Origin of the sequence: Psychrobacter sp. 1U1 (genome assembly GCF_051847535.1) — a bacterium.
Classification (GTDB): domain Bacteria; phylum Pseudomonadota; class Gammaproteobacteria; order Pseudomonadales; family Moraxellaceae; genus Psychrobacter; species Psychrobacter saeujeotis.
Genome location: NZ_JBPYDD010000001.1, coordinates 40,347 through 67,215 on the forward strand (window position 1 = coordinate 40,347; position 26,869 = coordinate 67,215).

The 26,869-nt window shown below is 42.5% G+C and carries 21 protein-coding genes, 1 tRNA gene and 1 pseudogene; 9 read left to right on the forward strand and 14 right to left on the reverse strand.

From position 1 onward, the window contains the following. Nucleotides 1-136: 136 nt before the first annotated feature. Both ACS8FB_RS00185 and ACS8FB_RS00190 read left to right on the forward strand, forming a co-directional pair. Entirely contained in the window at nucleotides 137-1,087 is a 951-nt protein-coding gene (locus ACS8FB_RS00185; RefSeq protein ID WP_439260446.1) for an SEL1-like repeat protein, read from the forward strand. Nucleotides 1,088-1,280: 193 nt separating this feature from the next. After that, nucleotides 1,281-1,463, forward strand: a pseudogene (locus tag ACS8FB_RS00190) (transketolase-like TK C-terminal-containing protein); the annotation flags it as partial. Between the two features lie 236 nt (nucleotides 1,464-1,699). Here the strand turns inward: ACS8FB_RS00190 and ACS8FB_RS00195 are convergent. Both ACS8FB_RS00195 and ACS8FB_RS00200 read right to left on the reverse strand, forming a co-directional pair. Next, nucleotides 1,700-2,623 (reverse strand): DUF4424 family protein, encoded by a 924-nt coding sequence (locus ACS8FB_RS00195; protein WP_439260447.1) that lies wholly within the window; start codon nucleotides 2,621-2,623, stop codon nucleotides 1,700-1,702. Between the two features lie 627 nt (nucleotides 2,624-3,250). Continuing rightward, nucleotides 3,251-4,513: an alpha-hydroxy-acid oxidizing protein gene (locus ACS8FB_RS00200; protein ID WP_439260448.1), complete on the reverse strand. Its 1,263-nt coding sequence runs from the start codon at nucleotides 4,511-4,513 to the stop codon at nucleotides 3,251-3,253. A 262-nt stretch (nucleotides 4,514-4,775) separates the two neighbouring features. Here ACS8FB_RS00200 and ACS8FB_RS00205 point away from each other — a divergent pair, with 262 nt between their 5' ends. From ACS8FB_RS00205 to ACS8FB_RS00220, 4 genes are all read left to right on the forward strand, one after another. Further along, the gene (locus tag ACS8FB_RS00205; RefSeq protein ID WP_439260450.1) at nucleotides 4,776-5,729 is read left to right on the forward strand and encodes an MBL fold metallo-hydrolase; all 954 of its coding nucleotides are present in this window, start codon (nucleotides 4,776-4,778) and stop codon (nucleotides 5,727-5,729) included. A gap of 149 nt (nucleotides 5,730-5,878) precedes the next feature. Further along, nucleotides 5,879-6,589: a pirin family protein gene (locus ACS8FB_RS00210; protein WP_439260821.1), complete on the forward strand. Its 711-nt coding sequence runs from the start codon at nucleotides 5,879-5,881 to the stop codon at nucleotides 6,587-6,589. A gap of 169 nt (nucleotides 6,590-6,758) precedes the next feature. Beyond that, nucleotides 6,759-7,442, forward strand: a complete 684-nt coding sequence (locus tag ACS8FB_RS00215; protein ID WP_439260451.1) for a nuclease-related domain-containing protein — start codon at nucleotides 6,759-6,761, stop codon at nucleotides 7,440-7,442. A gap of 457 nt (nucleotides 7,443-7,899) precedes the next feature. Next, the gene (locus ACS8FB_RS00220) at nucleotides 7,900-8,220 is read left to right on the forward strand and encodes a hypothetical protein (protein ID WP_439260453.1); all 321 of its coding nucleotides are present in this window, start codon (nucleotides 7,900-7,902) and stop codon (nucleotides 8,218-8,220) included. Between the two features lie 188 nt (nucleotides 8,221-8,408). Here the strand turns inward: ACS8FB_RS00220 and ACS8FB_RS00225 are convergent, their stop codons facing one another. From ACS8FB_RS00225 to exaC, 11 genes are all read right to left on the reverse strand, one after another. Next, entirely contained in the window at nucleotides 8,409-9,380 is a 972-nt protein-coding gene (locus ACS8FB_RS00225) for a peptide ABC transporter ATP-binding protein (RefSeq protein ID WP_439260455.1), read from the reverse strand. Next, nucleotides 9,377-10,453 (reverse strand): ABC transporter ATP-binding protein, encoded by a 1,077-nt coding sequence (locus ACS8FB_RS00230; protein ID WP_439260457.1) that lies wholly within the window; start codon nucleotides 10,451-10,453, stop codon nucleotides 9,377-9,379. Before ACS8FB_RS00230 ends, ACS8FB_RS00225 begins: the two co-directional genes overlap by 4 nt. Beyond that, nucleotides 10,453-11,364 carry an ABC transporter permease gene (locus ACS8FB_RS00235; protein ID WP_439260458.1) on the reverse strand — a complete coding sequence of 304 codons (912 nt, stop codon included), beginning with the start codon at nucleotides 11,362-11,364 and terminating at the stop codon, nucleotides 10,453-10,455. The genes ACS8FB_RS00230 and ACS8FB_RS00235 overlap by 1 nt, the downstream gene beginning before the upstream one ends. Nucleotides 11,365-11,503: 139 nt before the next feature. After that, on the reverse strand, nucleotides 11,504-12,520 hold the full coding sequence (locus tag ACS8FB_RS00240) for an ABC transporter permease (RefSeq protein ID WP_439260459.1): 1,017 nt from the start codon (nucleotides 12,518-12,520) through the stop codon (nucleotides 11,504-11,506). A 164-nt stretch (nucleotides 12,521-12,684) separates the two neighbouring features. Beyond that, nucleotides 12,685-14,325 (reverse strand): ABC transporter substrate-binding protein, encoded by a 1,641-nt coding sequence (locus ACS8FB_RS00245; RefSeq protein ID WP_439260460.1) that lies wholly within the window; start codon nucleotides 14,323-14,325, stop codon nucleotides 12,685-12,687. A gap of 418 nt (nucleotides 14,326-14,743) precedes the next feature. Then, on the reverse strand, nucleotides 14,744-15,070 hold the full coding sequence (locus ACS8FB_RS00250; protein WP_439260461.1) for a DUF779 domain-containing protein: 327 nt from the start codon (nucleotides 15,068-15,070) through the stop codon (nucleotides 14,744-14,746). A 40-nt stretch (nucleotides 15,071-15,110) separates the two neighbouring features. Then, nucleotides 15,111-16,190, reverse strand: coding sequence for an ethanolamine ammonia-lyase subunit EutC (gene eutC, locus ACS8FB_RS00255; protein WP_439260463.1), 1,080 nt, complete (start codon nucleotides 16,188-16,190; stop codon nucleotides 15,111-15,113). Between the two features lie 70 nt (nucleotides 16,191-16,260). After that, complete coding sequence (locus ACS8FB_RS00260) at nucleotides 16,261-17,640, reverse strand: ethanolamine ammonia-lyase subunit EutB (protein ID WP_439260465.1); 1,380 nt, start codon at nucleotides 17,638-17,640, stop codon at nucleotides 16,261-16,263. Nucleotides 17,641-17,700: 60 nt separating this feature from the next. Next, entirely contained in the window at nucleotides 17,701-19,143 is a 1,443-nt protein-coding gene (eat, locus tag ACS8FB_RS00265) for an ethanolamine permease (RefSeq protein WP_439260467.1), read from the reverse strand. 232 nt (nucleotides 19,144-19,375) lie between these two features. Next, on the reverse strand, nucleotides 19,376-20,404 hold the full coding sequence (gene adhP / locus ACS8FB_RS00270; RefSeq protein ID WP_439260469.1) for an alcohol dehydrogenase AdhP: 1,029 nt from the start codon (nucleotides 20,402-20,404) through the stop codon (nucleotides 19,376-19,378). A gap of 137 nt (nucleotides 20,405-20,541) precedes the next feature. Continuing rightward, nucleotides 20,542-22,068, reverse strand: coding sequence for an acetaldehyde dehydrogenase ExaC (gene exaC, locus ACS8FB_RS00275; protein WP_439260470.1), 1,527 nt, complete (start codon nucleotides 22,066-22,068; stop codon nucleotides 20,542-20,544). A gap of 456 nt (nucleotides 22,069-22,524) precedes the next feature. Here exaC and ACS8FB_RS00280 point away from each other — a divergent pair, with 456 nt between their 5' ends. From ACS8FB_RS00280 to ACS8FB_RS00290, 3 genes are all read left to right on the forward strand, one after another. Beyond that, on the forward strand, nucleotides 22,525-24,453 hold the full coding sequence (locus ACS8FB_RS00280) for an AAA family ATPase (RefSeq protein ID WP_439260471.1): 1,929 nt from the start codon (nucleotides 22,525-22,527) through the stop codon (nucleotides 24,451-24,453). A 53-nt stretch (nucleotides 24,454-24,506) separates the two neighbouring features. Further along, nucleotides 24,507-25,700, forward strand: a complete 1,194-nt coding sequence (locus tag ACS8FB_RS00285) for a type I glyceraldehyde-3-phosphate dehydrogenase (protein WP_439260472.1) — start codon at nucleotides 24,507-24,509, stop codon at nucleotides 25,698-25,700. Between the two features lie 74 nt (nucleotides 25,701-25,774). Beyond that, nucleotides 25,775-25,865: transfer RNA gene (locus ACS8FB_RS00290), tRNA-Ser, on the forward strand. 108 nt (nucleotides 25,866-25,973) lie between these two features. Here ACS8FB_RS00290 and ACS8FB_RS00295 read toward each other — a convergent pair. After that, the gene (locus ACS8FB_RS00295; protein WP_439260473.1) at nucleotides 25,974-26,789 is read right to left on the reverse strand and encodes a hypothetical protein; all 816 of its coding nucleotides are present in this window, start codon (nucleotides 26,787-26,789) and stop codon (nucleotides 25,974-25,976) included. Nucleotides 26,790-26,869 lie beyond the last annotated feature (80 nt).

A 26,869-nucleotide genomic window follows, 5' to 3' on the forward strand; every position in this document is an offset into this window, starting at 1 on the left:
TGGTTTTTAATTTTTAGTCTCTTATTATTAACAGTTAATATGTTAAGCGGTAGGATGGACAATCCAGTAAACAGGCCTTTTCTCGAAGGAAATATTAAAAGTAGCAATGGTGACCTATGTTTTAGGGCTGTAAACAATGAATAAAAGTATTGGAATAAAAACAGCTATTATAATCTTATTATCAAGCATGACTATAGGTTGTGCAGCTTCTGATACTATTATCATTACAGAGACTATAGACGCTACTGAGCCTACATCTATCGTTCATTTTGATACCGCAAATCCAGAGAAAGAAGCTATTAATTTTATAAGGTTTTTAGAAGAAGCTGATGACCCCAAACACTTTCAGCTCGAATGTGATAAGAAAAATATAGCCAAATCCTGTTATTACTACGCCTCGTACCATGAAATATTAACAGAGGATATCAAACAAGCTTATAACTATTATAAAAAGGCATTCGATTTAGGTCTTAAACAAACAGGTTTTTTTATTGCAAAGTTTCAGATATTTAATCCAGAATTATTCGATAATGACAATCGCCTAACTATAGACGAAAATATCAACTTTTTAAAACAAGCCTCTGACGCAGGCTCACCTGATGCCGCTAGATTACTCATGCTCATCTATCGTAAGCCAGAATATAACCGTATTGACTATGACCAAGCTGAATACTATAACAAAATCGCTATTCAACGCGACGTTAAGTACTCTAGATATACTTTAGCGTTCTTATGTACTCATCATCTAAGAGACAAGTCTAAGATAGACGAAAGTATTGAGCTTTATAAAGAGGACTTGCTGGTAGAGAAAAACTGGGAGTCATCAACTGCTCTTTCTGGTATTTATCTCAATCCAGAAGAATTTGGTTCAGAGTTAAATTACATCAAAGCGTTGGCTTATGCCTATATCACTAGAGATATACGCAAAGACCTTGTCAATGATCCAGCAAATGAGATGTTCGAAAATGTAGAAGATGATCTCATTGAACTACTCCCTAGATCACTAACTCCCGAGCAATTAAAACAAGCTAAAGATCTATATTTAGAATTTATGGCAAAGATAAGTAGTGAACATAAAATTAATTAGGCAGGAAACTAATTAATGAAAGTAGGAGGTAAAAAGTTTTCGTAGGGTGCACTCCGCGCACCAACATATAAATTGGAAACAATAAAATGTAGGTACTTATTTAAGCAAATGAATCTACCCTAAGCTACTTATAAATATACTTTCGATTTAGAAGTTTAATTTTTCAATAGTGCGCTGGGCGCACCCTACGACTAATATCCGCGCTCGCGTTGCGGTAGAAGCTGCCCATGTCGATTACTGGTATAAGTTCGTCGGCCTAGATGGCAAAGTCATCGGCATGACCACTTATGGCGAGTCGGCACCTGCTAGCGACTTGTATAAAGAGTTTGGAATTACGGCTGACGCTGTGGTTGATGCGGTGAATAGTTTGGTTTAGAAGGATCGTAGGCTGCGGCTTTAGCCCAGCACTTAGCTATGATTTATAGTTGAGTTGATGACATTATTGAGCAGAGCTACTGGATTATTCTGGTGGCTCTTTTTTTATGGTTGGTTTTTGGTTTTAAATCATTAAAAATGAATTGATGGGTAGGTTAGTGTCGAGATACGAGACCCAAAGACTTATTAATCGAAACGTTGGGTGTCGCAAGCTTCATCCAACCTACGCGCTAACCGTTACTTCATAATAAAAGCCACATCAAAATCATGTGTTGGAATAAAGTTGGTCTCTTTAATCTCAAACGTCGTCGCGCTTACCTTTTTGACTTTACCTTTTCCTTTCCAGCAAAACGGCACTAATTCATCAGGGTCGCGTTCTACGGTAAGTTTAAAGTTGCTAATCGGTTTTGCCCAGTTAGCCCCTGTCTTCAGGATATAGCTTAGAGCGTGATAGGGCCGTCCGTTATTATTAAATCCTCGCTGAGTTGATTTATCTACACAAAAATCTGTAAATTGCTCCTCGTCCAAAGATACTGATCCACCGACCAATGGTGTATATGAATGCTTGATTTTGGTCGTAGCATTGGCTTTGAATTTTTGCTTCCAACTATAGATTACCTGCGAATCCCAAGGTATATAAAGACTTTCTCTATCATAGATGAACTTATCTAGTCCTTTATTATTACAATCTAAAAGCTGTTGATTGACATATTCAGTGTCAACTTGATACGTCCAAGGTCCCATCATATCGGCCTCATTAAGACCACAGGATTTGAATATTTCAGTCGTATCAATAGAGGTGTCCGCATAGGTTCTATCGCCATCTTTGACGACAATTGGACGCATAAAAGTACGGACATGCAGTGCAGTATCGATGGGTTGGTCATTGACCCACAGTTTAAACTTATTATAAGTTTCACTGGTATCAGCAAAATCTGAGTCTGTAAAACTAGGCACAGCTGGCATAGGAAATAAAACGGTTTCGGTAATGTCCTTATTGCTTAAGTTTTTAAACTCATAATTGACGCGGATTTTATCTTTGGAGATATATAGGTCTTCACTATGCATGCTGATATTTTTGTTTTTAAGGTATTCAACGCCGCCTGTACTTATGTAGCCAGTGGAATCATTCGCTTGAACAACTGTGGTGGCTAACAACATAGCGCAAGCTAGCTTACCGCCATTTATAAAAGTGGCCTTACCTATATTATAGTTATAATTTCTCACGTCAGATTTACTCGCTTTTATAAGTTGTGAAGGTTACGGCTCTATATTCTTTTAATCATCGTTAATCGTACTGCTACTAAAGCCAGTCCGCTTTATCGGATGTAGAGTGGGTTAGCGATAGTTTGACCCACCAAAATCAGAAAAGTCATCACTCAAATCGGTTGGTTACGCCTCGTCATCATTCTCTACGAGAATCTGACAAGTCTAACGCCACCCTACGGCAAATATCATATGCTATTCGAATTCGATTAGAACGATATGGTGAAAGAGTATGCGCGAGGGTGAGCGAGGATTAAGCAGAGTACTGCTCTGCCCGAGTGCAAGACGAAAGCTATGCTTGAGTGAAGCGCCGAGCAAAACCATTAAAGAAAACCGACCCATGCCTCGCATATTTCTCCACTTTTAAAGCATTCAGATATTGAGGCCAATTTTTTCTTTTTCTGACCTGTAATACAACCAAACCAAAAACCCAAAAAAGAGCCACCAGCATAACTGGTCGCTTTTTTTCGCATCTCTAAAAGTTAGGTTTAAAACCTTCAGCCGTCGTAGTTTTAAAAGCTCCTAGCCTTCAAACGTACTATATTCTTCATTTTGTCCGACGATCTCAATATAGTCAGGATTCAAATCAGACAATTTCGCTGCTCCTGATAATAGCATCGTGGTTTTTAAATCCACGTTTAGGAAGTTAATAACTGACTCTACACCTTGCGCGCCGCCTAGACCTAAGCCATACAGCATCGGACGACCGACTGCTACCGCATCTGCACCCATTGCTATGGCACGGACGATATCAATACCACGGCGGATACCACCATCTAAGATAACCGGCACGCGGTTATTAACAACTTTTACGATAGGTGGCAACGCGGTCATGCTGGCAGGGACACCATCGATTTGACGACCGCCGTGATTGGAGACCTGAATAGCATCAGCGCCCGCACGGATAAATCTGTCAGCGTCGTCTGGACGTAATACTCCTTTCACAATGACCGGCAGTCCTGTGAGTCGTTTGATGAACTGAATGTCTTTAGTCGTGAGTGCTGTTTTTTGATCAAAGAAGTTACCAGAGCCGCCTTTTTTAGGATCATGGTTGCCAAAGTTACGGTCGGGGCGGAACGGGCTACCCATTGCTTTGAAGTCATCAGGCTGTCCTGGTCCTAGGGCATCAGCCGTTAGAATAATCGCCGAATAGCCTGCTTTTTTGGCACGTGTTAATAGTGAGCGTGTGACTTGTATATCGTTGTTCCAATAGAGCTGAAACCATTTTGGACCGCTAGTGGCTTGAGCGATTTCTTCTAACGTCGCGTTTGAAGCACCTGATGAGCAATATAAAGCTTTAGCAAGACTGGCGCCGCGAGCCGTATCCTTCTCTCCTTGGTCATGCACCATGGCATGCGCGCCCATGGGGGCAACCATGATAGGAGATGGCATCTCTAAACCTAACAAGCGCGTTTTGATATCGATATCATCACTAGATAAGCCAACTAGGCGTTTGGCTGCAATACGATAATCATTAAAGGCACGGCGGTTTTCGCGTAGTGTCCACTCATCACCTGCGCCGCCTGAGACAAATTCATAACCTGCTTTTGGAATCGCACCGCGCGCTTCGACTTCTAAGCGATCAAGACTAATGATGTTGATTTTCTTTTCTGCGGTACTGGCAAGATAGGGCGTTGGTGGTCTAGTAGCGTCATTCGCTGCTGCAAAAACTTGCGTGCTCATCAAAGGTAACGCGCTAAGACCGATACCAGCTGCGCCTAATAGCTTACGTCTTGAGATAGATTTTTTGGTTAATTCGCTAGTGTCATTCACTGATGGTTTCATTACTTATCCTTTAGTAATTAATTATTTAGTAGTTAATTATTGGTATGAGTATTTATGTACGCATTATAATAAATAATGACTATCTATTGTTAAATAATTGTTAATTATCAACGTATAAGGTTAATTTAAACTTCAAATTACACTATATTTATTATATATTATTACAGGCTAGTAACGTCTTGTGACTTACCTTTTCTATTCTCTAACTTTTTTTAAGGTTAAGTCAATACCAATATTATTTCAATAACATTAGAGGCTTACAATGAATTTACTCAAGAAATCCATCCTGACTCTTGCCAGTCTTGCCTTATCTGTGGCGGCAACTGCTGCTTCTGATACGGGTATCAGTGTCGATAAATCAAAAGTTGCCAAACGTGCTGTATTACCAGACTTTACAGTAGGTATGTGCGATGATGCAGCGCCAACGTTAACGAAGCTTAAAGACAACTTATATCGCCATACTAATGGCTCGGGCTTGGCTGTACATAGTGGTATCGTGATGATCACCGATGAAGGCGCACTAGTTGTTGATGGCGGCGCAACTTGTGCTACAGAATGGCTCAGTAAAGAGATCAAAAGTCGTTTTGGTGTCTCTGTCAAATACAATGTCTTAACCCATGCTCATGCGGATCACATGGCAGGTAGCCAAGTATTTCAAAAGCAAGGCGCGACCATCGTTGCACACAGAAATGTGATTGAGCCTGTGATTGGGGAAAGAATGCCTTATGCCATCCCTGATAGAGTGTTCGACGAAGACATGACCATTACTCTCGGCGGTGAGACGGTTGAGCTACACCGCGTCGATCCTAGTCATTCAAACAGTATGACCATGGTGCTATTCCCGCGTCAAAAAGCGCTACAGTGCACCGACGTCTGCCAAAACAAAACCATGCCTTACAATGATTTCTTAGACTTCTATTATGATGGCTGGATCAACACTTTAGATTGGGTGATTGAGCAAGACGTTGATATTATCGATATCGGTCATTACACCCCAGCGACTAAAGCTGAGCAAGTCGCACTGCGCGATTACATGGTTGATTTGCATAAGCAAGTATTGACTCTTGAACGTGCTGGACAAAGCTGGGATCAGTTATATCGCAATGTTGAGTTTAGCCCAGAAGTACAAAGCTGGACCAACTTTAGTAACATGAAAACACTGAACACGCTTGGTATGCACCGCTGGGTGAAAAACCATCGCCGCGGCATGTGGTAATTAGCGATTGAATCAAACTGTCATTTTAGAAAGCTTTTTGATTAGTCGTCTTCATAAAAGAGTTGTTAGAGTATTCTGGCAACTCTTTTTTATGAGATAAAATGTGGAATATCGTTTTTTTAGTAATTCAAACCAAACGAGGACTCATGATGAAAACCATCCATCATCCAGCAAATACACGCGGCGGCTCGTATCATGGTTGGCTCAGGAGTAAGCACACTTTTAGCTTTGCCGACTACTATGACCGTGAGCGGGTAGGGTTCGGCGTTCTCAAGGTGATTAATGATGATCATATCGAGGGTGGTCATGGCTTAAGCTCACACTCACACCGTAATATGGAGATTGTCAGTATCTCGTTGTCAGGTACGCTCTTGCACAAAGACGATATAGGTAATGAAAGTGTCATCAATAGTGGTGAGATTCAGATAATGTCCGCAGGTACAGGGGTAGTGCACTCTGAGAGCAATGCCAGCTCAGAGATACCTGTTAAGTTTCTACAAATTTGGCTTGAGCCAAACAAAAAAGATGTGACACCGCGCTATCAGCAAGTCAGCTTGGTTGAGCTATTAAACCGTAATCAGTTTAATCAAGTGCTCTCACCAAGTATGCATGATGCTGGCGTATGGCTTTATCAAAACGCATGGTTTAGTGTCGGTGAGTTTGATGCAGGCGTGACTAAAACCTATACGTTAAATGATGCTAGCAACGGCGTTTACGTATTTGTCATTTCAGGCAGTGTGGTCATTGATGGCAATGTCTTACAGCAGCGCGATGGATTAGGTATTAGTGAGACTGATAAGTTTACGATGGACGTGATTAGCAAGGCGCAGGTATTGGTGATGGAAGTGCCGGTTGGATAGCTGTTTTCGGCTATAAAAGCCAGTAGGTTAAACTCAATGTACCGATAATGAGTGCTCTATATTTTCAAAATTATTAAATGGTGCTTTTATCTCAAGTTTTAAAAACAGGTATGTTTTTTGCTAACTTTCTATTAACTATGATAATTCAATAAATAATAGGTAGTTAAAAGTGTCCCTTATCTCTAGCTTTAAAGGTATCCTAGGTGAAACCATTATCAACGTCGCTATGTGGCTAAAGCTTGATAAAGAGATCTATCACCGTTTAAACAATATTACCTTGCCAAGAGACAATGGCGGCAGCACCCAGATTGACCATGTCATCGTCTCGATCTATGGCATCTTCGTCATCGAAACCAAAAATTATAAAGGCTGGATATATGGTAGCGAGAAGCAAAGACAGTGGACGCAAGCCTTCCCAAATGGAAGGAAATTCAAATTCCAAAACCCATTGCGCCAAAATTATCTGCACATCAAGACGCTTGCAGATTTATTAGGATTGGAATTGAACTACTTTCATTCGATGATTGCTTTCATCGGTGAGTGTGAGCTAAAAACCCGTGATGAGTTACCTGAGCACGTATTGACGAGCGGCATGGTGTCTTATGTGAAGAAAAAGCAAGATAAGATATTAAACGATGAAGAAGTCAAAGCTATCGTCGAGGAGATTGAAAATAATAGATTTAGCAAATCTTGGAAAACTAACAGTCAGCATAAAGCCTATTTAAAAGATAAACATAGCAACCCAAGTAAGTCGCCTAACAATAAATTTGTAGAGTCTAAGCCAAAAACGCCTGAAACGGCAGCCGTTGAGATAATAGAAATCTTAGATCAAACACCAGTTTGCCCAAAATGAAACAGTAAGATGACTCAGTGCACCGCTAAAAAAGGCGTGCGCGAAGGTAAAGTTTTTTATGGTTGTAGCCAGTTTCCTAAATGTCGCGGTGTGATAAACACCGATTAATCATTTGATGCTAATAGGGCTTAATACGGTTATTCTATAGTTAATCTGCTATAAAACGATACAACGAGACTGGTATAAATTTTTTGTAGCCTCTGCCAGCGTAGACAAAGTAAGTAAGAAAAATTTATACCAGTTGCGCATCACGTTACAACGTATTGGTTTTATTTAGTAACGACTATATTTAGTAACGACTACATGATGAATAACGATCAATATTATGTTTGGTCTACCAATTCAAGGGCGCTTTGCGATGTGTATTTGTTTTGTACTAACACGTTGATTAGACAATGATATTAACTTAACATCAAGTATTTAAACGATTTATACAATACAATTGAGGAGTTGCCTTATGTCAGACAAATCTGCTAAGAATAATACAAAAGATGATATCACACTCAGTAAAAAGGTTAAGAAGCAGCTGAGTAAGCTTGATAAGCTGCGTCAAAAAGAACAAGATAAAATAGACAAGGCGCGTCAAAAGGAGCTTGGTAAAGTAGATAAGAAACGTCAAAAAGAGCAAGGCAAAGTAGATAAGATGATTCAAGGCTTAATTGACGATATCAATCAAAAAGCTAGTAAAAAACAGGAAAAAATAGATACCAAAATTAAGAAAAAAAGAAATAAATTAGACACGGCTGGTATAGAACAAGACCAACCATGGCAGTACTAAGTAATATATAAAAGTACCAAAATAAATATAAATTTGGTAGCACTCATTCAGACTTAGATGTGTATGACTTTATAGTTGCAATATTACCTTAGTCGGTAAATAAAAACTTTAATGTCAGCGCGTCTAAGTCTTTTTTTATCTCGTATTTAACATTGTATTGCAAACTAAAGACTAGGCGATTATTTATATCAACCATAAATTTCTTCCAACCGTAAACAAGAGACCAATCGACCTTCCCACTCTCGCAGCTCCGGCTCTATTTCACTACATTTAGGTTTGGCATAAGGACAGCGTTTATGCAGCGCGCAGCCACTTGGTGGATTAAGTGGACTTGGAAGTTCGCCATGTAAGGTTAAGTCATTTTTATGGCCAGTTACAGTCGGTGCCGCTGCTAATAAAGCAATGGTGTAAGGATGTTTTGGGGCATTATAAATGGCTTCTTTAGGTCCATGTTCGACCGCCTGACCTAAGTACATCACCATTACATCATCAGCGACATGGCGTACCACTGATAGATTGTGTGAGATAAAGACGTAAGCGGTATGGTATTCGTCTTGCAAGTCCATGAATAAATTCAATACTTGCGCTTGAATCGAGACATCGAGCGCGGAGGTAGGCTCATCAGCGACCACAATCTTTGGATTAAGCATCATAGCGCGAGCGAGGGCAATTCGTTGACGCTGTCCACCTGAAAACATATGCGGATAACGGCCAGCATGTTCGGGACGCAGGCCAACATGTCTCATCATCTCATTAATTTTGTTGCGCTTCTCTTCCTTTGATAGCTTGGTATGAATATCTAACGGTTCAGTTAATTGATAACCGATAGTATGACGCGGGTTTAAACTGCCATAAGGGTTTTGGAATACCATCTGAATTTCGGTACGCAAATCTTTTAATGCTTTTCGGCTATAGCCAGTCGTCGCTTCATCGTTGATAAATAACTCACCGTCAGTAGGCTGTTCGATGAGCGTCAGCTGGCGGGCAAGCGTTGATTTACCACATCCTGACTCACCAACGACCGCAAGCGTCTTGCCAGCTTCAAGCTCAAATGAGATACCGTTTAAGGCTTTAACATAAGCTTTAGGTTTGCCCAAACCTTGCGACACTGGGTAATGCTTGTGTAGATTCACTGCTTTTAAGACCACTTTATTACTCATAACTGAGACTCCACAGTAGCAGTGTTAGCGATAGAAGTGCGAGAAGGTAAGTTTGGCAGGTCTGAGTGAATACAGCGCACGTTGCCATTAGGCGTCTCCAGAATGGGCGGTGGTACTTCACAAGCTGGCTCTTTATACGGACAACGCGGAGACAATAAGCAGCCGCTTGGTCGATCATATTGACTGGGTACGACACCCGGCAAGCTGTTCAATCTATCTTGACCGATAGCCAGCTCGGGGATGGCTTGTAGCAATGCCTCGGTATAAGGGTGAGCAGGGTTTTGGAAAATCTCTGGTACAGTGCTGGTTTCAACCACTTGTCCGGCATACATGACGACGACATCGCGTGAGTTTTGCGCGACTAAACCTAAATCATGGGTGATAAGCACCATTGCCATTTGTTTTTCGCGTTGTAGTCGGCTGAGCAAGTCCATGATTTGCGCTTGCACCGTGACATCAAGAGCGGTGGTTGGTTCATCGGCGATAAGCAGTTTTGGCTCACAAGCAATCGCCATCGCAATCATAACCCGCTGACTCATACCGCCTGATAGCTGATGCGGATAGACCTTAAGTCGGTTTTTGGCATCAGGCATCTCAACCAATTCTAGCAGCTCTAAGATACGCGTTTGGACTGCTGAACCGCGCAGACCAAGATGCTTGCGCAGTACTTCACCTAATTGCATCTCAACCGTGAAGCTTGGATTTAGACAAGACATCGCATTTTGAAAAATCATCGAGATATCTTTGCCAATAATGCCGCGTTTTTCTTTGGCTGACATACTAAGCATGTCTTTATTATCAAACATCACCCGCTTAGCACGAACCGTCGCAGAGGGCGGCAACAGTCCCATTAAGGCCATCATAGTGACGGACTTTCCTGAGCCAGATTCACCGACTACCGCCACCACTTCACTTTGTCTAATCGTTAACGATACATCGTCTACCGCGCGAAAAGCACGCGCCCCTTCACCAAAGGTTACCGAGAGATTTTTGATATCTAATAATAACGGTGTGTTATCTGTCGAAGAACCTGCTGAACTTACTACAGAAGCATTATTTAATATGTCAGTCATTAGGTTACCTGCTTCAATTTAGGATCTAGAGCATCGCGTAGGCCATCACCAGTTAAGTTAATTGATAAGGCAGCTAAGAAGATAGCGACACCCGGCCAAATAGCTAGCCAAACATTACTTTGAATATATTGACGCGCTGTACCTAGCATCGCACCCCATTCAGCATCTGGTGGTTGTACACCGAAGCCTAGGAAACCAATCGCACCTGCTTCTAAAATGGCAGAGGAGAAAATCATCGTCGCTTGTACGATGAGCGGGGCCATACAGTTGGGTAGAATGGTCACGAACAATAAGCGGAATACGCCAGCACCCATCACTTGTGAGGCAACAAAATACTCACGTTGTAGCTCTACCATCGCGGTAGCACGTGTCAGGCGAATAAAAGGTGGTGTGCAGACCAAGGCAATGGTAATAATAGTGTTGGTCATAGAAGGGCCTAAGATAGCCGCAATAATGATAGCCAACAGCAAGCTGGGATAGGACATCAAAATATCATTGACTAGCATCACCGCTTTACCCCAAACCTTTGGCCAAAACGCGGCGCTAAGTCCTAATGAAACACCGACCAACATAGCGAGGGTAGTGGCACTTAGACCAATAAACAATGAATAACGCGCGCCATACATCACCCGAGATAAAGTATCTCGACCTGCATCGTCAGTGCCGAGCCAAAACATAGTATCACCACCACTCAGAAACGCTGGTGGCAATTGCTCTTGGCCGGTGAATAATTCATAAGGGTCATGAGGCGCAATAGCGGGCGCAAGTATGGCAATAATGACCATTAACGTCAGTACAATAAAGCCAAGTACGGCGCCTTTATTCCGGCAGAAAGTCGATAAAAATAGCTGCCAAGACGAGGGCGGTGTGGCTGCCAGATTGATATCAGAGGGGAGAACAGAAGGCTTCATGAGCAATTCCTGTAGTGGTCAGCACTTTAAAAGCGTTTAGAGTCTTATTCCTAAAAAATACTTAAAATTTTAAAATTGCTCTAAAGCATGTAAGCGCCAATCATCACTATTTGTAATATAATTATTTATCAATGTTAAATTAAGAAGTATGTCGAATACGTGGATTGATAAGACCATACAAAATATCAATAAATAAACTAACCAAGATCAAGGCGGTGGCGACCAGTAAAATACCGTTTTGCACAATTGGATAATCACGAGTAAAGAACCCATCAAGTAGCCAATTACCAACACCTGGCCAACTAAAGATAGTCTCAGTGATAATGGCTCCAGCAAGTAATGTGGCCATCTGTAAGCCAACGACAGTAATTACCGTAATTAAAGCATTGCGCATAACGTGCACTAATATCACTCGGCGCGGCGATAAGCCTTTGGCTCGTGCTGTACGTACATAGTCCTCATCTAACACCTCTAGCATTGCAGAGCGCGTCATCCGCGCAATCATCGCTAGAGGAATGGTTGATAAGGCAATAGACGGCAGAATAAAGTGTTTTACCACATCCCAAAATGCACCAGGCTCTCCTGACGTCAAAGAACCCAATAGCCATGAGCCATACAAGGGCTGAACATCCAAAAACTGAGCGACAGATATCACTCCAGCGACTGGTAAAAGACCTAAATAATGGGCGAATATACCTGTTAGGATAGGTCCCAATAGATAGATAGGCATAGAGTATCCTGCTAGCGCCCCTGACATCAAAGTGTAATCAATCCACGTACCACGCCGGAGTGCGGCGAAGATACCTAAGCTAACACCAATGACACTGGCAATGATAATGGCGCACAAAGCCAGCTCTAAGGTTGGGACAAAATGGGCAAAGAAGTCTTGTAATACTGGAGTACGTGTACGAAAGGACTGACCAAAATCACCGGTCAAGATGCCGGTTAAGTAATCCCAATATTGGACGATGAGTGGTTTATCTAAACCAAGTCTTTCTAAGGCACGGGCATGTAATTCTGGATCGACCATACGCTCACCCATCATAATCTCAACGGCATCGCCAGGGACGAGACGAATCAGGGTAAAGGTTGATAGCGTTAAGCCAAGGTAGACAGGAATTAAAATGGCAATACGGCGCAAAATATAAAGTAGCATGGGCTGCTCAATAGTTGTGGTTCAATGATTAGAGTGTTGACAGTGAAAAGAGTGCCCGTGACAAAACAGTTAGTTTATATAAAATCGGCTAGAGCAGAGGGTCTGACCTAGCCGAATACGAATTAAACAATCATGTATGTCGTACCGGACTTTATCAGTTCAGGTTATTCAACCTTGACACCATCGAAGCGTATTGAACCCAGTGGACTAATCTTATAATCGACAACGTTTGGTGCTGTGAATACGGTCACCACCGAATGTGCCATCGTCGTCCAAGGCAGCTGCTCTTTGAATATCTGCTGAGCTTGTACATAATCACTAACGCGATCATCTTGATTGGTAATCTGGCGGGCATTGGTCACTAAAGTGTCAAAGTCCTTATTACACCAGCGTGAGTAGTTGTTACCACCGACAGCATCACAAGATAATAACGTACCAAGCCAGTTATCTGGGTCCCCATTATCACCGGTCCAACCAGCTAGAATAACATCGTGCTCACCTTTAGCAGCGCGATTCAGGTACTCGCCCCATTCATAAGTGACAAGCTTGGTATCGACGCCAATCTTCGCCCAATCTGCTTGTAGCATCTCAGCCATTAGCTTGGCGTTAGGGTTGTATGGGCGTTGAACTGGCATATACCATAGGTCAATTTCAAGATTATTAGCGCCGGCTTCTTTGATGAGCGCTTTGGCTTTTTCAACATCATAAGAAGCGTCCTTAAGCGACTCATCATAACCCCACTGTGTTGGCGGCATAGGATTGGTCGCTTTGAGTCCTTCACTTTGATAAACCGCATTGATAATAGCGTCTTTGTTGATGGCCATATCCAATGCTTGACGAACTTTTAGGTCACTAAGCTTCGGTTTCTCAACATTGTAGCCCACATAGCCGACGTTGAAGCCAGGCTGATCAAGCACCGTGGCCTTACCAGATTTTTTGACAGAGTCGATTTCAGCAGGCTTAGGATAGGCGGACACATGGCATTCACCAGCTTGAACTTTTTGGGCGCGAACCGCTGAATCTTTAGTAATGACAAACACTAGATTATCGATGTGAATATCGTCTTTGTTCCAATAGTCTGGGTTTTTGGTGTAGCGAATTTGCGCGTCTTTTTGATAGGAAGTAAAGACGAAAGGTCCGGTACCAACAGGTTTAGTATTGATATCAGCGGCATTATCTGCAGCCATTAGCTGATCTGCGTATTCAGCAGAGTTGATGTAAGCAAAGGCCATTGCTAGGTTCTGTAAAAACGGTGCGTTGGTCTCACTAAGGGTAACTTTTACCGTATAGTCATCAACCTTTTCGATATCAGAGATGATATCAGGCAGCCCCATACCAACCGAATATGGGAATTCAGCAGGATAGGCTTTGTTGAATTCAAAGTCTGGATTGGTGATACGTTCTAGCGTAAAGACAACGTCATCAGCGTTAAAGTCGCGGGTTGGGGTAAAGTAGTCTGTTTTGCCAAATTTGACCCCTTTACGTAGATTAAAGGTATAGGTTTTGCCATCTTCGCTAATATCCCAGCTTTCAGCCAGCCCTGGTTGAATCTCGGTGTCAGCTCTTTTGAATTCTACCAAGCCGTTATAGATAGGGTAGGCGCTGGCATCAAAGTCAGTACCAGAAGTATACTGTGCTGGATCGAAGCCAGCAGGGCTGCCTTCTGAGCAATAAAGCAATGTTTTAGCTGCTTTGGCATCTGAGCTGGCAGCGGATTCATCAGTGGTTTTGTTGTCGCCGCTACAAGCGCTAATACCTAAAATAACCGTAGCCAACAAAGTAAGTTTGAAGAGTGATTTTTGCATTATTACATCCTATGTAAATGATAAGAAGTTTACCAATATATGCACAGGTTCATACCTAAACCATAAACACAATTGGCAAACTCTTAATTCCCTTTAAAGTTTTTATCAATATAATATTTTTAATATGCAATGCAGAACAAGAGTAATGTTTTGACCACTTTAGGTCAAGCATGCAAGAAAACAAATATAAATAAATTGTTTGAATATACTCTTTCAAACAGCAGTAATGCAAGTTATCTGTGAACTAAATTCAACAAACACTGCCTTATATTAAGAACGTTTGTTTTTTAATTGAGTATAAACAACTAAACAGTAACCAATATTTAATCAAAATAAATAAATAAAAATGACTAAGGCGTATTAATTAATTAGTACATCTTTGACAGCACAGGCATAATGAGCCAAGTTATTGAATCACTTATATTTCACATATCTCCGAGCGCACGATAAAGCGTTTGCCCTCTGGTATCTCAAGTGAAAAACTCGCACCGCGACCGTCTACCACATCGATAGTTAGATCGGTATGCTGCCATAGTTTATATTGTGCTTTACCCATATAAAATGGACAGCCTGCAAGCTCACCGACTAACACATCTTGCCCGCCAACTTTAAACTCGCCCAACGGATAACACATCGGTGAGCTACCATCGCAGCAACCACCAGATTGATGGAACATCAGGTCACCGTGCTTAGATTTTAGTAGTTCAATTAATTCTTTACAGGATTTTGTAGCTTCAAGTTTCATGTCGGACTCCTTGTCATGACAATAATTTATGCAATTTATTTTATAGCAGTTTTATCGCTGGTTGACTTTGATCTAGGGTTGGCAGCTCTTGCTCATCTTTTAAATCAACACCGGATAGTTTAAGTTCACAAGATTTTTTCATTAGTGCTAATAGTCGATTCGCTGCCATTTTAATGGGCAGTCCAGCTGCTCGCACATTAGAGATACAGTTGCGCATGGCGTCATGGCTATCAGTATGCGCGTCCCAAGTATAATAAATACCTAAGCTGTCAGGGGAGCTAAGACCGGGTCGCTCACCAATAAGCATTACCAGCATTTTGGCCTTGAGACGTTCTGCAATTTTATCGCCTAAAGCCACACGGCTGCCCGTTGCAATGACTAAGGGCGCGATGCTCCAGCCTTCTTCTTTAAATAATGGCAATAGCTCCGCGACCAGCTTTGGTCCATTTTCTTCTAGCGCCCGTGCTGACAGACCATCTCCCATCACTATGATGACATCATAAGATTTATCCGTGCCTGATTGCTCTAAAAAGTACTCTAATTTTTCAGAAGATTCAGTGTTTAATAGCCTTCCCCAATCTGGACGTTTAAGATAGTCAGATTTGTTTTCTGCCTGACTCATTACTTTGAATAGTTCCCAAACCTCATCTGATTGATCTAGAGATTGTTCGTCACTTTTCTTTGAATCTTCTGCCTCAACTTCTGTGTCCATATCTTTAAAAGTTAGATGACATTGTGTAGATAAATCATTAACTAAGCGTTCGATATCCAAATCTTGTAGTACTGCATCTTTGGCTTCGGCATGATCAAGCTGAAACTTTAATAAAGGCTTGGTAGGAATACTACAGCCAACTCGTCCTAGCGCGATTCTAGAGTCTGTATATTCTTTTAGTTTCTGCCAAGGATCCAGATGAACCAATTCATTTTGCTTATCAGTAGCAGATTTGCTGGCTTCAAATTCGCCAGTTTTAGAACCATCAGTTTCAAAGTCATCAGTTTTAGAACTTTTATTTTCAAAGTCTCTAGTTTCAGAGCGACTGCCATTAACTGGCAGCTTGTCAGTGTTAACGTTTGACTGCTGAATTTGCGAATCATTCATTTGTGAATCATTAGTAGGCATGTGCTCCTCCTTTATAGTTTAGAACCATAGTTCACAACTGCTATATCTCATAAATCTAGTTTTATCAGTCTCACATAATTCCAGAAAGTAGAGAGGATGGTTTATCTGACCATTTGATACTGTTTTGCGTTTGAGTATAAATGCCGTTTTCACTGAGCCAATGCGCAAACTCAGGGGCAGGGGTCAGTCCAAGCAGCTGCCTAGCGTAAAGTGCATCATGGAATGAGGTTGTTTGATAATTGAGCATGACATCATCGGAGCCTGGAATACCCATAATAAAGTTGATTCCAGCGGTCGCAAGCAAGGTCAATAAGGTATCCATATCATCTTGATCGGCATCGGCATGATTGGTATAGCAAATATCACAGCCCATGGGGACACCAAGCAGCTTGCCACAGAAGTGATCCTCAAGGCCTGCGCGAATGATTTGTTTGCCGTCAAACAGATATTCAGGACCAATAAATCCAACGACCGTATTTACTAACAGTGGATTAAATTCTCTAGCCACTGCATAAGCTCTTGCTTCAAGCGTTTGCTGATCGACATCGAAGTGTGCATTGCTTGACAGCGCACTGCCTTGTCCTGTTTCAAAGTACATAACATTTTGACCAACTGTGCCACGATTTAGGCTGAGCCCCGCTTCATAGCCTTCTCTCAATAGCGCTAAATCTATACCAAAGCTAGTATTGGCTTTTTCGCTGCCGGTAATTGACTGAAAGACTATGTCAACGGGCACTTTTTTCTCAATCAATTGGATAGCGGAGGTGATGTGAGTCAATACGCAAGATTGAGTAGGAATTTGGTATTCAGATATCACATGGTCTAGCAGCTTTAGTAATTCTGATAAATTTTGTAGATTGTCAGTGGCGGGATTGATGCCAATCACAGCATCACCATTGCCATACATTAAGCCGTCGATAATACTGGCAGAAATGCCCAACATGTCATCAGTAGGGTGGTTGGGCTGTAAGCGCGTAGATAAGCAACCATCAAGACCGATAGTGTTGCGAAACTTAGTAACGACTTGGCATTTCTTTGCTATTAAAATCAGGTCTTGCACGCGCATTATTTTACTAACGGCAGCTACCATCTCTGGGGTAAAGGCATATTTTAATTGGGCTATTTCATTCCTTGTGGCGGTTTCTCCCAATAACCAGTTTCTTAAGTCACCAACGGTAAAGCTGGATATTTTAGCAAAGGCTTGTTTATCGTGCTGTGCCATAATGAGCCGAGTTACTTCATCGTCTTCATACGGGATGGTAATGTCATCCAAAAAGTCGATTAATAAACAATCGGCTAAAGCCATTTGCGCCGCTACACGTTCTGTGGCGTCGGAAGCTGCAACCCCAGCCAATTCATCACCTGAGCGTCGCGGCGATGCTTTGGCAAGTAATACTTTTAAACTCTCAAATTGGTAGGTTTTCTGCCCTACAGTATGTTGATAAGCCATTTTGTTCACCTTCTATCTATACGTTTTATAGGCTATAAAATACAAGCTCTATAAACATCATTAACTCAAATCATCTGACGCGGCTCTAATTTCAGCGAACTCTTCTTCTGGCGTACCACTCACTAAGTGATGACGGCTGAATATGACAAAGTAGAGAATAAATATGACATAAATCCCTGCTGCCATAAACCAAACTTTGGGATCTACCATTAGTCCTGCAATAACGGCAAGAAAAGCTAACACAAGGGCGATACCTGAAGTCATGATGCCGCCCGGTGTCTTATAAGGGCGCGGCAGGTCAGGACGAGATAAACGCAGCTTAATGTGCGAGGCCATCATTAATACGTATGAGATAGTCGCACCGAACACCGCCATGAGAATGAGAAGGTCTCCTTCACCAGTAAGTGATAACAGAAAACCTATAATACCAGGGACAATAAGAGCCAAGTAAGGCGCTTTATTACTATTGGTGAGTGATAGTTTTTTGGGTAAATAACCCGCACGCGATAAGGCGAAAATCTGCCGAGAGTAGGCATAAATGATGGAAAAGAAGCTGGCGATCAGACCTGCGAGACCAACGAAGTTTACAAAACTTGCCAACCACGTATTTTCACCATATACGGCGATTAGGGCATCAACCAAAGGCGCTCCTGAATCTTTTAAGGTATCTGCACCCGCAGCACCTGGTCCTAAGAATAAAATAAGCAACGCGAATGACGCTAAAATCAACATGGCACCGATTAGCCCACGTGGTAATGACTTAGCAGGATCTTTAGCCTCTTCAGCCGCTAGAGGCACACCCTCAACCGCTAAAAAGAACCAAATCGCATAAGGAACGGCAGCCCAAATCCCGATATAACCAAAGGGTAGAAACGGACTTGCTCCTGCTTGTGTACCAACGGCAATATCAAATAGATTTTTACTATCAAAATGAGGAAACATCGATACGATAAATACCACTAAGGCAATACAGGCAACAGCGGTAATGCCAAACATAATCTTTAATGCTTCGCCTGCGCCTTTTAAGTGAATAGCGATAAAGACGATATAGCATGTTAAATATACGATCCAGCCTCCGATACCGAACAAAGACTCGCAGTACGAGCCAATGAACACTGCGATAGCGGCCGGTGCGATGGCATATTCAATCAAAATCGCAGTACCAGTTAAATATCCTCCCAAAGGGCCAAAAGCGGTACGGGCGAAACTATATCCGCCGCCTGCTGTAGGCAACATGGTGGACATCTCTGACATCGATAAACACATGCACAGATACATGAGAGCTACGGCTATCAAGGCGACAAACATTCCGCCCCAACCCCCTTGTGCTAGGCCAAAGTTCCAACCAGCAAAGTCTCCGGAGATGACATAGGCGACGCCAAGACCTATTAATAAAACCCAGCCAACCGCACCTTCTTTAAGCTGACGTTTGGCGAAATAATCTTTTTCAGCTTGAGTGCTGCCAGAGACCGCGCTTTTTTGATCATTAGGCGTGCTTGTCATGTTGTTCCCCTGCATAAAGACTATAAGTAAACTGAGGGTACTGCTAACTCATACTGTAAATAACTTCTTATTAAAAATTATTAACAACTGACATCTGAAAGCTGAAAATAAAAAGGTCGTATCCCTTCAACTCAAACTGCTAGTAACGCATGGTTGAAATGATACGACCTGTTATTAATGATTAAAGACGATAATCATTAGATCAATGTCAAAATGTCACAAAGCTATAAGGCTACATAGCGTAGTCAATTACAATGCGACCCTCGATTTTTCCTTGGCGCATACGTTCAAGAATATCGTTGATATTCTCAAGCGGTTCAGCCGCTACGGTCGCTTTTACTTTGCCTTCCGCTGCCATATCGAGCGATTCTTGCAAATCAAGACGCGTACCGACGATTGAACCACGAATAGTAATACCATTTAGTACCGTATTAAAGATAGAGACAGGGAAGTCACCCGTTGGCAGACCATTACAGACCAAAGTGCCACCGCGTCGTAACATCGTTAAAGCTTGATCAAAGGCCTTAGAGGATACGGCAGTTACAAGCACCCCATGAGCACCGCCGATCTCTTTTTGTAGATACTCACCAGGATCGGTATTCTTGGCATTAACGGTAACTGTTGCGCCTAGTTTTTTGGCAAATTCAAGCTTCTCATCGTCAATATCGACAGCGGCAACGTTGAGTCCCATAGCAGTAGCGTACTGTACCGCCATGTGACCAAGTCCACCGATACCTGAAATAACGACCCAATCACCCGGCTTGGTGTCGGTCATTTTTAGACCTTTATACACCGTAACACCTGCACATAGGACTGGTGCAATCTCAACAGAGTCAACACTCTCAGGGATGATGCCCACATAGTCAGCATCTGCTAATACGTATTCTGCAAAGCTACCATTTACTGAATAGCCAGAGTTTTTTTGTTTTAGACATAGAGTCTCCCAACCGCCTAAGCAGTGGGTGCAGTGACCACAGGCAGAGTAGAGCCAAGGGACACCAACTCGGTCGCCTTCTTTGACATGATGTACGTTTTCGCCAACAGCGGTAATGAGGCCGACGCCTTCGTGTCCGGGGATAAATGGTGGGCTTGGTTTGACTGGCCAATCTCCTTCAACCGCATGCAAATCAGTATGACAAACACCCGATGCTTGCATTTTTACCACAATCTGACCGGCGCCTGGGGTCGGGATGTCAACTTCTTCAATCTGCAGAGGTTGATTGAACTCATGTAGAACAGCCGCTTTCATTTTATTACTCATAAGGTAACTCCTTATTAATAGCAGTCACTAACGCTCAACTCAATCGTTCAAACCGCCAATTATTTTACCTATAGATGATTAGTAAGCATCAAAGTCGCACTTTACAGTTTTTCTATAAAGTGCTTTGAGAGATAGAGTTAAAAGAACCCCATCTTTTTAGGACTGTAAGACACCAGCATGTTTTTGGTTTGCTGATAATGATCGAGCATCATTAGATGGTTTTCACGGCCGATACCGGACTGTTTATAACCACCGAAAGCAGCATGCGACGGATAGATGTGATAGCAGTTGGTCCATACACGACCCGCTTGGATACCACGTCCGAAACGATACGCTTTATGTACACTGCGTGTCCAAATCCCAGCGCCAAGACCATATAACGTGTCATTAGCAATGCTCATCGCTTCGTCGTCGTCTTTGAACTTTGTGACGGCAAGTACTGGTCCAAAGATTTCCTCTTGGAACACGCGCATGTCATTAGTACCTTCGAAGATAGTCGGCTGCACATAGTAACCGTCTCCAAGATCGCCATTGTGTTCGGCTTTTTCGCCGCCCACTAGGACTTTTGCACCTTCTTTTTTACCGATATCGAGATAAGAAAGAATTTTTTCTAATTGATCTGAGCTGGCTTGCGCACCAATCATGGTGTCAGTGTCTAATGGATTGCCCATTTTGATAGCTTCGACGCGAGCAATACAGCGTTTGATAAATTCATCATAAATGCTTTCATGTACTAAAGCGCGCGATGGACAAGTACAAACCTCACCTTGGTTCAAGGCAAACATCACTAAGCCTTCTACTGCTTTGTCTAAGAAATCATCATCTTCGTCCATGATATCGGCAAAGAAAATATTTGGACTCTTACCACCAAGCTCAAGCGTTACTGGAATAATGTTTTCACTAGCATACTGCATGATGAGACGACCGGTGGTCGTTTCGCCAGTGAAAGCCACTTTATTAATGCGTGGGTTAGAAGCCAATGGTTTACCTGCCTCGACACCAAAACCATTCACGATATTTAGTACGCCTTTTGGCAAAATATCAGCGATGCCGATGGTTTCTAGCATGAACAAGATAGAAGCTGGCGTTTGCTCAGCAGGCTTCATGACGATACAGTTACCAGCAGCAAGAGCTGGGGCAATTTTCCATACTGCCATCAGAATAGGGAAGTTCCATGGGATAATTTGACCGACGACACCAAGCGGCTCATGAAAGTGATAAGCAACCGTGTCTTCATCTATTTGGCTAATACCACCTTCTTGGGCACGAATCGCGCTGGCAAAATAGCGAAATTGATCGATAGCTAATGGAATATCTGCCATGAGAGTCTCACGCACAGGCTTACCGTTTTCATAACATTCAGCGATAGCGATGGCTTCTAGATTGGCTTCCATCTTATCAGCGATTTTAAGTAGTAGGTTTGCGCGTTCAGCAACGCTGGTCTTACCCCAAGCGTCTTTGGCAGCATGAGCCGCATCTAGCGCGGCTTCAATATCTACTTCTTTTGAGCGAGCGACCTGACAGATGACTTTACCATCGACAGGACTTGGATTATCGAAATACTCACCATCAACGGGTGCAACCCACTCACCGTTGATAAAGTTGTCATATTTTTCGCGGAATTGGACAGGACTGTCTTCAGTATTAGGGTAGGCGTATAGCATCAACGACTCCTTGTTGTGTTGTTTGAGAGAGATCACAGGAAAGTTTATTTATTGTTTTATAAAATATTATAAAAAATAGATACTTACGTGTTTCATAATTAGTCTTCCTGACTAATTACTCACTCTATCGTACTTAGCTTTAAGACAGAGTGATAATGACTTTTTATAATGATATATTCTGTATCGCATAACTTTACGTTATATAAGCGCTGAAGATTAAAGTGGTTCGCAAAACTGGCGTAACTGTTATAATCGTTGCCAAGTAATTTAAGCGGTTGTCTTCAAAGCACTTATCCATTGTATGGGCTTCAATCTTGTCCAGTGTGCGCAGTGTACTTTTTATATGCAGCCGCATTTACTTCCTTGTTTTTTTAAGTTGCCTCAATTATACGTATACAATCGGTGACTTTATTTCTTATACTTTTTTCTCATTGTTAACTTAATTGGTTTGAATATATGCGTCAATCTTCTGCTCTTGATATTTTAAAAACAGGTCAAAATGTCTTTTTGACAGGCTCAGCAGGTTCAGGTAAGACTTATACGCTCAACCAATATATCAATTATCTGCGTGCACGCCGCGTACCAGTAGCAGTTACGGCAAGTACAGGCATTGCAGCAACGCATATGAACGGCACGACTATCCATAGTTGGTCGGGTATTGGCATTAAAGATGAGCTGACGGATCGTGATTTAACCAATTTATCGCGCAAGCAGTTTTTGGCAGATAGATTAAAAGATACAGCGGTGCTAATCATAGATGAGATATCCATGCTCCACGCCAAGCAGCTCAATTTGGTCAGTCAGGTCCTCAAATATGTGCGCAAAAACGACAAGGCATTTGGTGGTATTCAGGTCGTCGTCGCTGGAGATTTTTTTCAGCTCCCACCGATTGGAAGTAAGGGCGAGAGCAATCGTGAGAAGTTTGCCTTTATGTCGGAGGCTTGGCTTGATGCTAAGTTTCATATTTGCTATCTATCAGAGCAGCATCGACAAGTGAGCGAGGTGGCTAATGGCGGTCTTGATTTGGATGACATTTTGAACCAAATTCGTCGGCAAGAAGTCACTTTTGAAGCAATTGCTGCGCTCGAGGCCACCTTTGATCAAAACGTCGATATTAAGCGCACTCGTCTCTATACGCATAATCTTAACGTCAATAAAATCAACGACAAAGAACTAGCAGCGTTAGATGGCGATATGATGCGCTTTGAAGCTACCTCTACGGGCGATAACAAGTTGGTTGAGACCCTAAAGAAGACCGTACGTACTCAAGATGAGCTGATTCTCAAAATTGGCGCTAAGGTAATGTTTATCAAAAACAATACTGAGCTTGGTGTCTCTAATGGCACGATGGGGGAGCTGATTGGTTTTGCGGCAGTCAAAGTAGATGATAGCAAAGACCATAGTGACCCTTTAATTGAAGATGATGTTAGTACAGATAGTGATACAGATACTGCGAAGAACACAAAAAGTAAGGGCAAAGCTAAAGACGAAGAAACGCCAAAAGCTAAAAAACCCACTACGCAAAAAATGCCTGTGGTGAGACTCAATTCTGGTCGTGAGGTCATCGCTGAGCCTGAAGAATGGATCATCGAAGATGAAACGGGAGATGTACTAGCAAGCTACCTGCAAGTGCCGCTCTGTCTGGCGTGGGCGATTACCATTCATAAGTCGCAAGGCATGACATTAGATGCTGCTGAGATTGACTTGTCGCGTACCTTTGAGCTTGGGCAAGGCTATGTAGCTTTGTCACGATTAAAATCGCTGGCAGGACTACAACTGCTGGGTATGAATGAGATGAGCTTACAGCTTGATCCGTTAGCGCGTGGCGCCGACAAGCGGTTTTTGGTACTATCTGAGGAAGCCGATGCCAACTATGCGATGCTTGATGAAAAAAGCATGAAGCAGGCGCATGATAAGTTTGTTTTAAAATCGGGCGGTACGCTGAGCCAGTCTGTGATTGATGCCTATACAAGCCTACAAAAAAAACGCCGCGAAAAACAGCAAGCGCAGCAAGATAAGAAGCTAAAGTTGGGCAATCAAGTCTCAGATAAGTCAGAGAACACCTTGCTTGCGACACGGCTACTATTAGAAGAAAGCTTGTCCATTGCTGATATTGCTCAGACACGTGAGCTTGCGCAGTCAACGATTATGCGCCATATTAGTGATCTAAAACGTCAAGACCCAAGTCTTTCTTGTGATCATCTACGTCCTGATGACGATACAATGATGGCAGTAGGTAATGCTTATGTGGCAATCAAAGTGGCCAACAATCCTAATGATTTTAACGATAATGGCAGTGTAAAAATTAAGCCTATTTACGAGAGTCTTAAGCAAAGTATTGATTATAATACCATTAGATTGGCGCTAATTTTTATTACACCATAGACTTGCTATTTTTGCTCCTACATCATCTCCTACCTTTATAGCGATACTTTGTTATGCCTGAATTCTCTAATACCACTTACCACCTAAACTCTAAACCTATAAGAGCGACGACTCATGCTGCTGGCGAGCACACACAGCCATTGAGAGTCGCCATCAATGGCTTTGGACGTATAGGTCGTAACGTATTACGTGCGTTGCTAGAGCGCTTTGAGGTACTTGGACGCGCCATTCATGTGGTGGCTATCAATGATTTGGCTCCAGCTGAGACTTTGTTGCATTTATTGAAGTTTGATAGCACGCATGGGCGTTTGAGCAGACTGGGGGTCAGTGCCGAAATTGTTCAGGACGGCATCACTGATAAGGAACAAAAACCATCTGCTACTGCAAAAAGTGACATCCAGCTGTGCCTAACAAAAAACAATCTAACCTATTGTATTCGTCTATTATCAAGGCATGATCCAAAAACGCTGCCTTGGGACACTCTTGGTATCGATGTGGTATTGGAATGTACAGGACATTTTCGCTCTTATGCTCAAGCCAATCTACATATTGAAGCAGGTGCGCAACAAGTTATCATCGGTGCTGCACCCTTTGACGATGTTGACGCTTGTATCGTAATGGGTGTTAATACTGAGCTACTGACGCGTGAGCTACCGATTGTCTCAGGTGTCTCTTGTACCACGCAAGCGCTAGTGCCACTGATTGATACGCTCGATAAGGCCTTTGGTGTCAAGTCCGCAATGATGACTGAGATTCATGCTGTCACAGCTGATCAAACGGTCCTTGATCAAGCACATCGTGACCCAAGACGCGCGCGAGCGTCTGGTCATAATATCATTCCTACAACATCTAGTAGTATTGCCGCCTCAGAACGCGTGTTGCCAGCGATGATGGGCAAGATTAATGGACATTCTATTCGTGTGCCCACCATTAATGTCGCAGCAATCGATGTAACGTTTGTATTTAACGCATCGGGCATCAGTATCGATGCCATACGCGAAGTACTCAAGTCCGCCAGTCAAGCGCATTTGCTAGATATTATGGCCTATACTGATGAACCATTGGTCTCAAGTGACTTCATCCATCAGACAGAATCACTTATTATCGATGGGCAGCAACTCATGCAAGTGGATGATCAATACAAGGTTTTTGCGTGGTACGATAACGAGTGGGGCTATGCCAATAGGCTACTTGATATGTGTTTGCACCTGGCTTCTAGCAAGCAGACATTCACTAAAAAACAATAAGAAGTAAAATAATTTAATTTATTTTAGATATGCGCTTGCAATATGAAACGATATCTATATAATGATGCACCAATGGAGACGTGGCAGAGCGGTTGAATGCACCGGTCTTGAAAACCGGCAAGGGTTCATAGCCCTTCGAGAGTTCGAATCTCTCCGTCTCCGCCAAATTTAAAAGGCCCCAATCATTAATTGATTGGGGCCTTTTTTTATGGTTATTTTTTATATAGTTATAACCTTTGTACTTCTTTTGTTTAGTGCTGACTATAGCGCTGTTTACTCCAGAGGAGCCTCCTTAAACTCAATCTGCTGACCATCAGTTAAAAGTAGAACACCCTCACTAATCTCTATCGTAACATCTTGTGCGTTCCTAATCGCACGCATGACATTCACATCCTCAATACTACTTTCAATGACGATTTTACCTGACTGCTCAGGCTCAACAGCTGGTTTAAACTGCGTAAGCGGAACATTGAATTTTTTACCTTCTGTCAGTTTTGCATTTTTCATCAGCAAAGTCCCCTTAAAGCTTTCAATAGGCACCGAGCCATGATTGGATAGCATAAACTGCAGCTTTACCTGATTTAGGCTGTCACTATCACTACTTTTTACAGGTAACAAGGCGAGAGGGTAAGTCAACGTATTCATAGCATCTATCTGCTGATTGACCGTAACAGGGCTTTTTTTGCCAGTCGGGTTGTTAGGGTGCAGGCGCTCATATTCACGTTGCTGTACTAGTGCTTGCTTAATCGTTATACGCGGCATGGCGCCAGACTCGTAAGCATCGCTAAGCTTCATCCGTAGCATATAGCGGCTAAGAAGCTGTCTATCACTCTCAGGCAATTGCTCAAAAGTAGCGCCTAGCTTTTTTTGCCAATGATCAGAGTTCGTCGGTATGGTTTGCTTACTCGGGTCAGTTGGCGGCTGTGAGCAGCCACTCAATAAACCCGCTGCCACTAGTGACAAAACAAGCAACATAGCGGTACCTAAGCGCTGATAAAAGTGCTTATTATAAGGTATGGGCAGGAAGTCAAAGCTACGGAATAAAATGAGTGTACTCGCTATCATGCGCTTCTTTAAAGGCCTTACCATGATCTACCTCCTTGTTATAATCGATCCACTATAAAATAAACAAAAGCCACTAAAATAAGTTATATACAGCAACGAGCTGC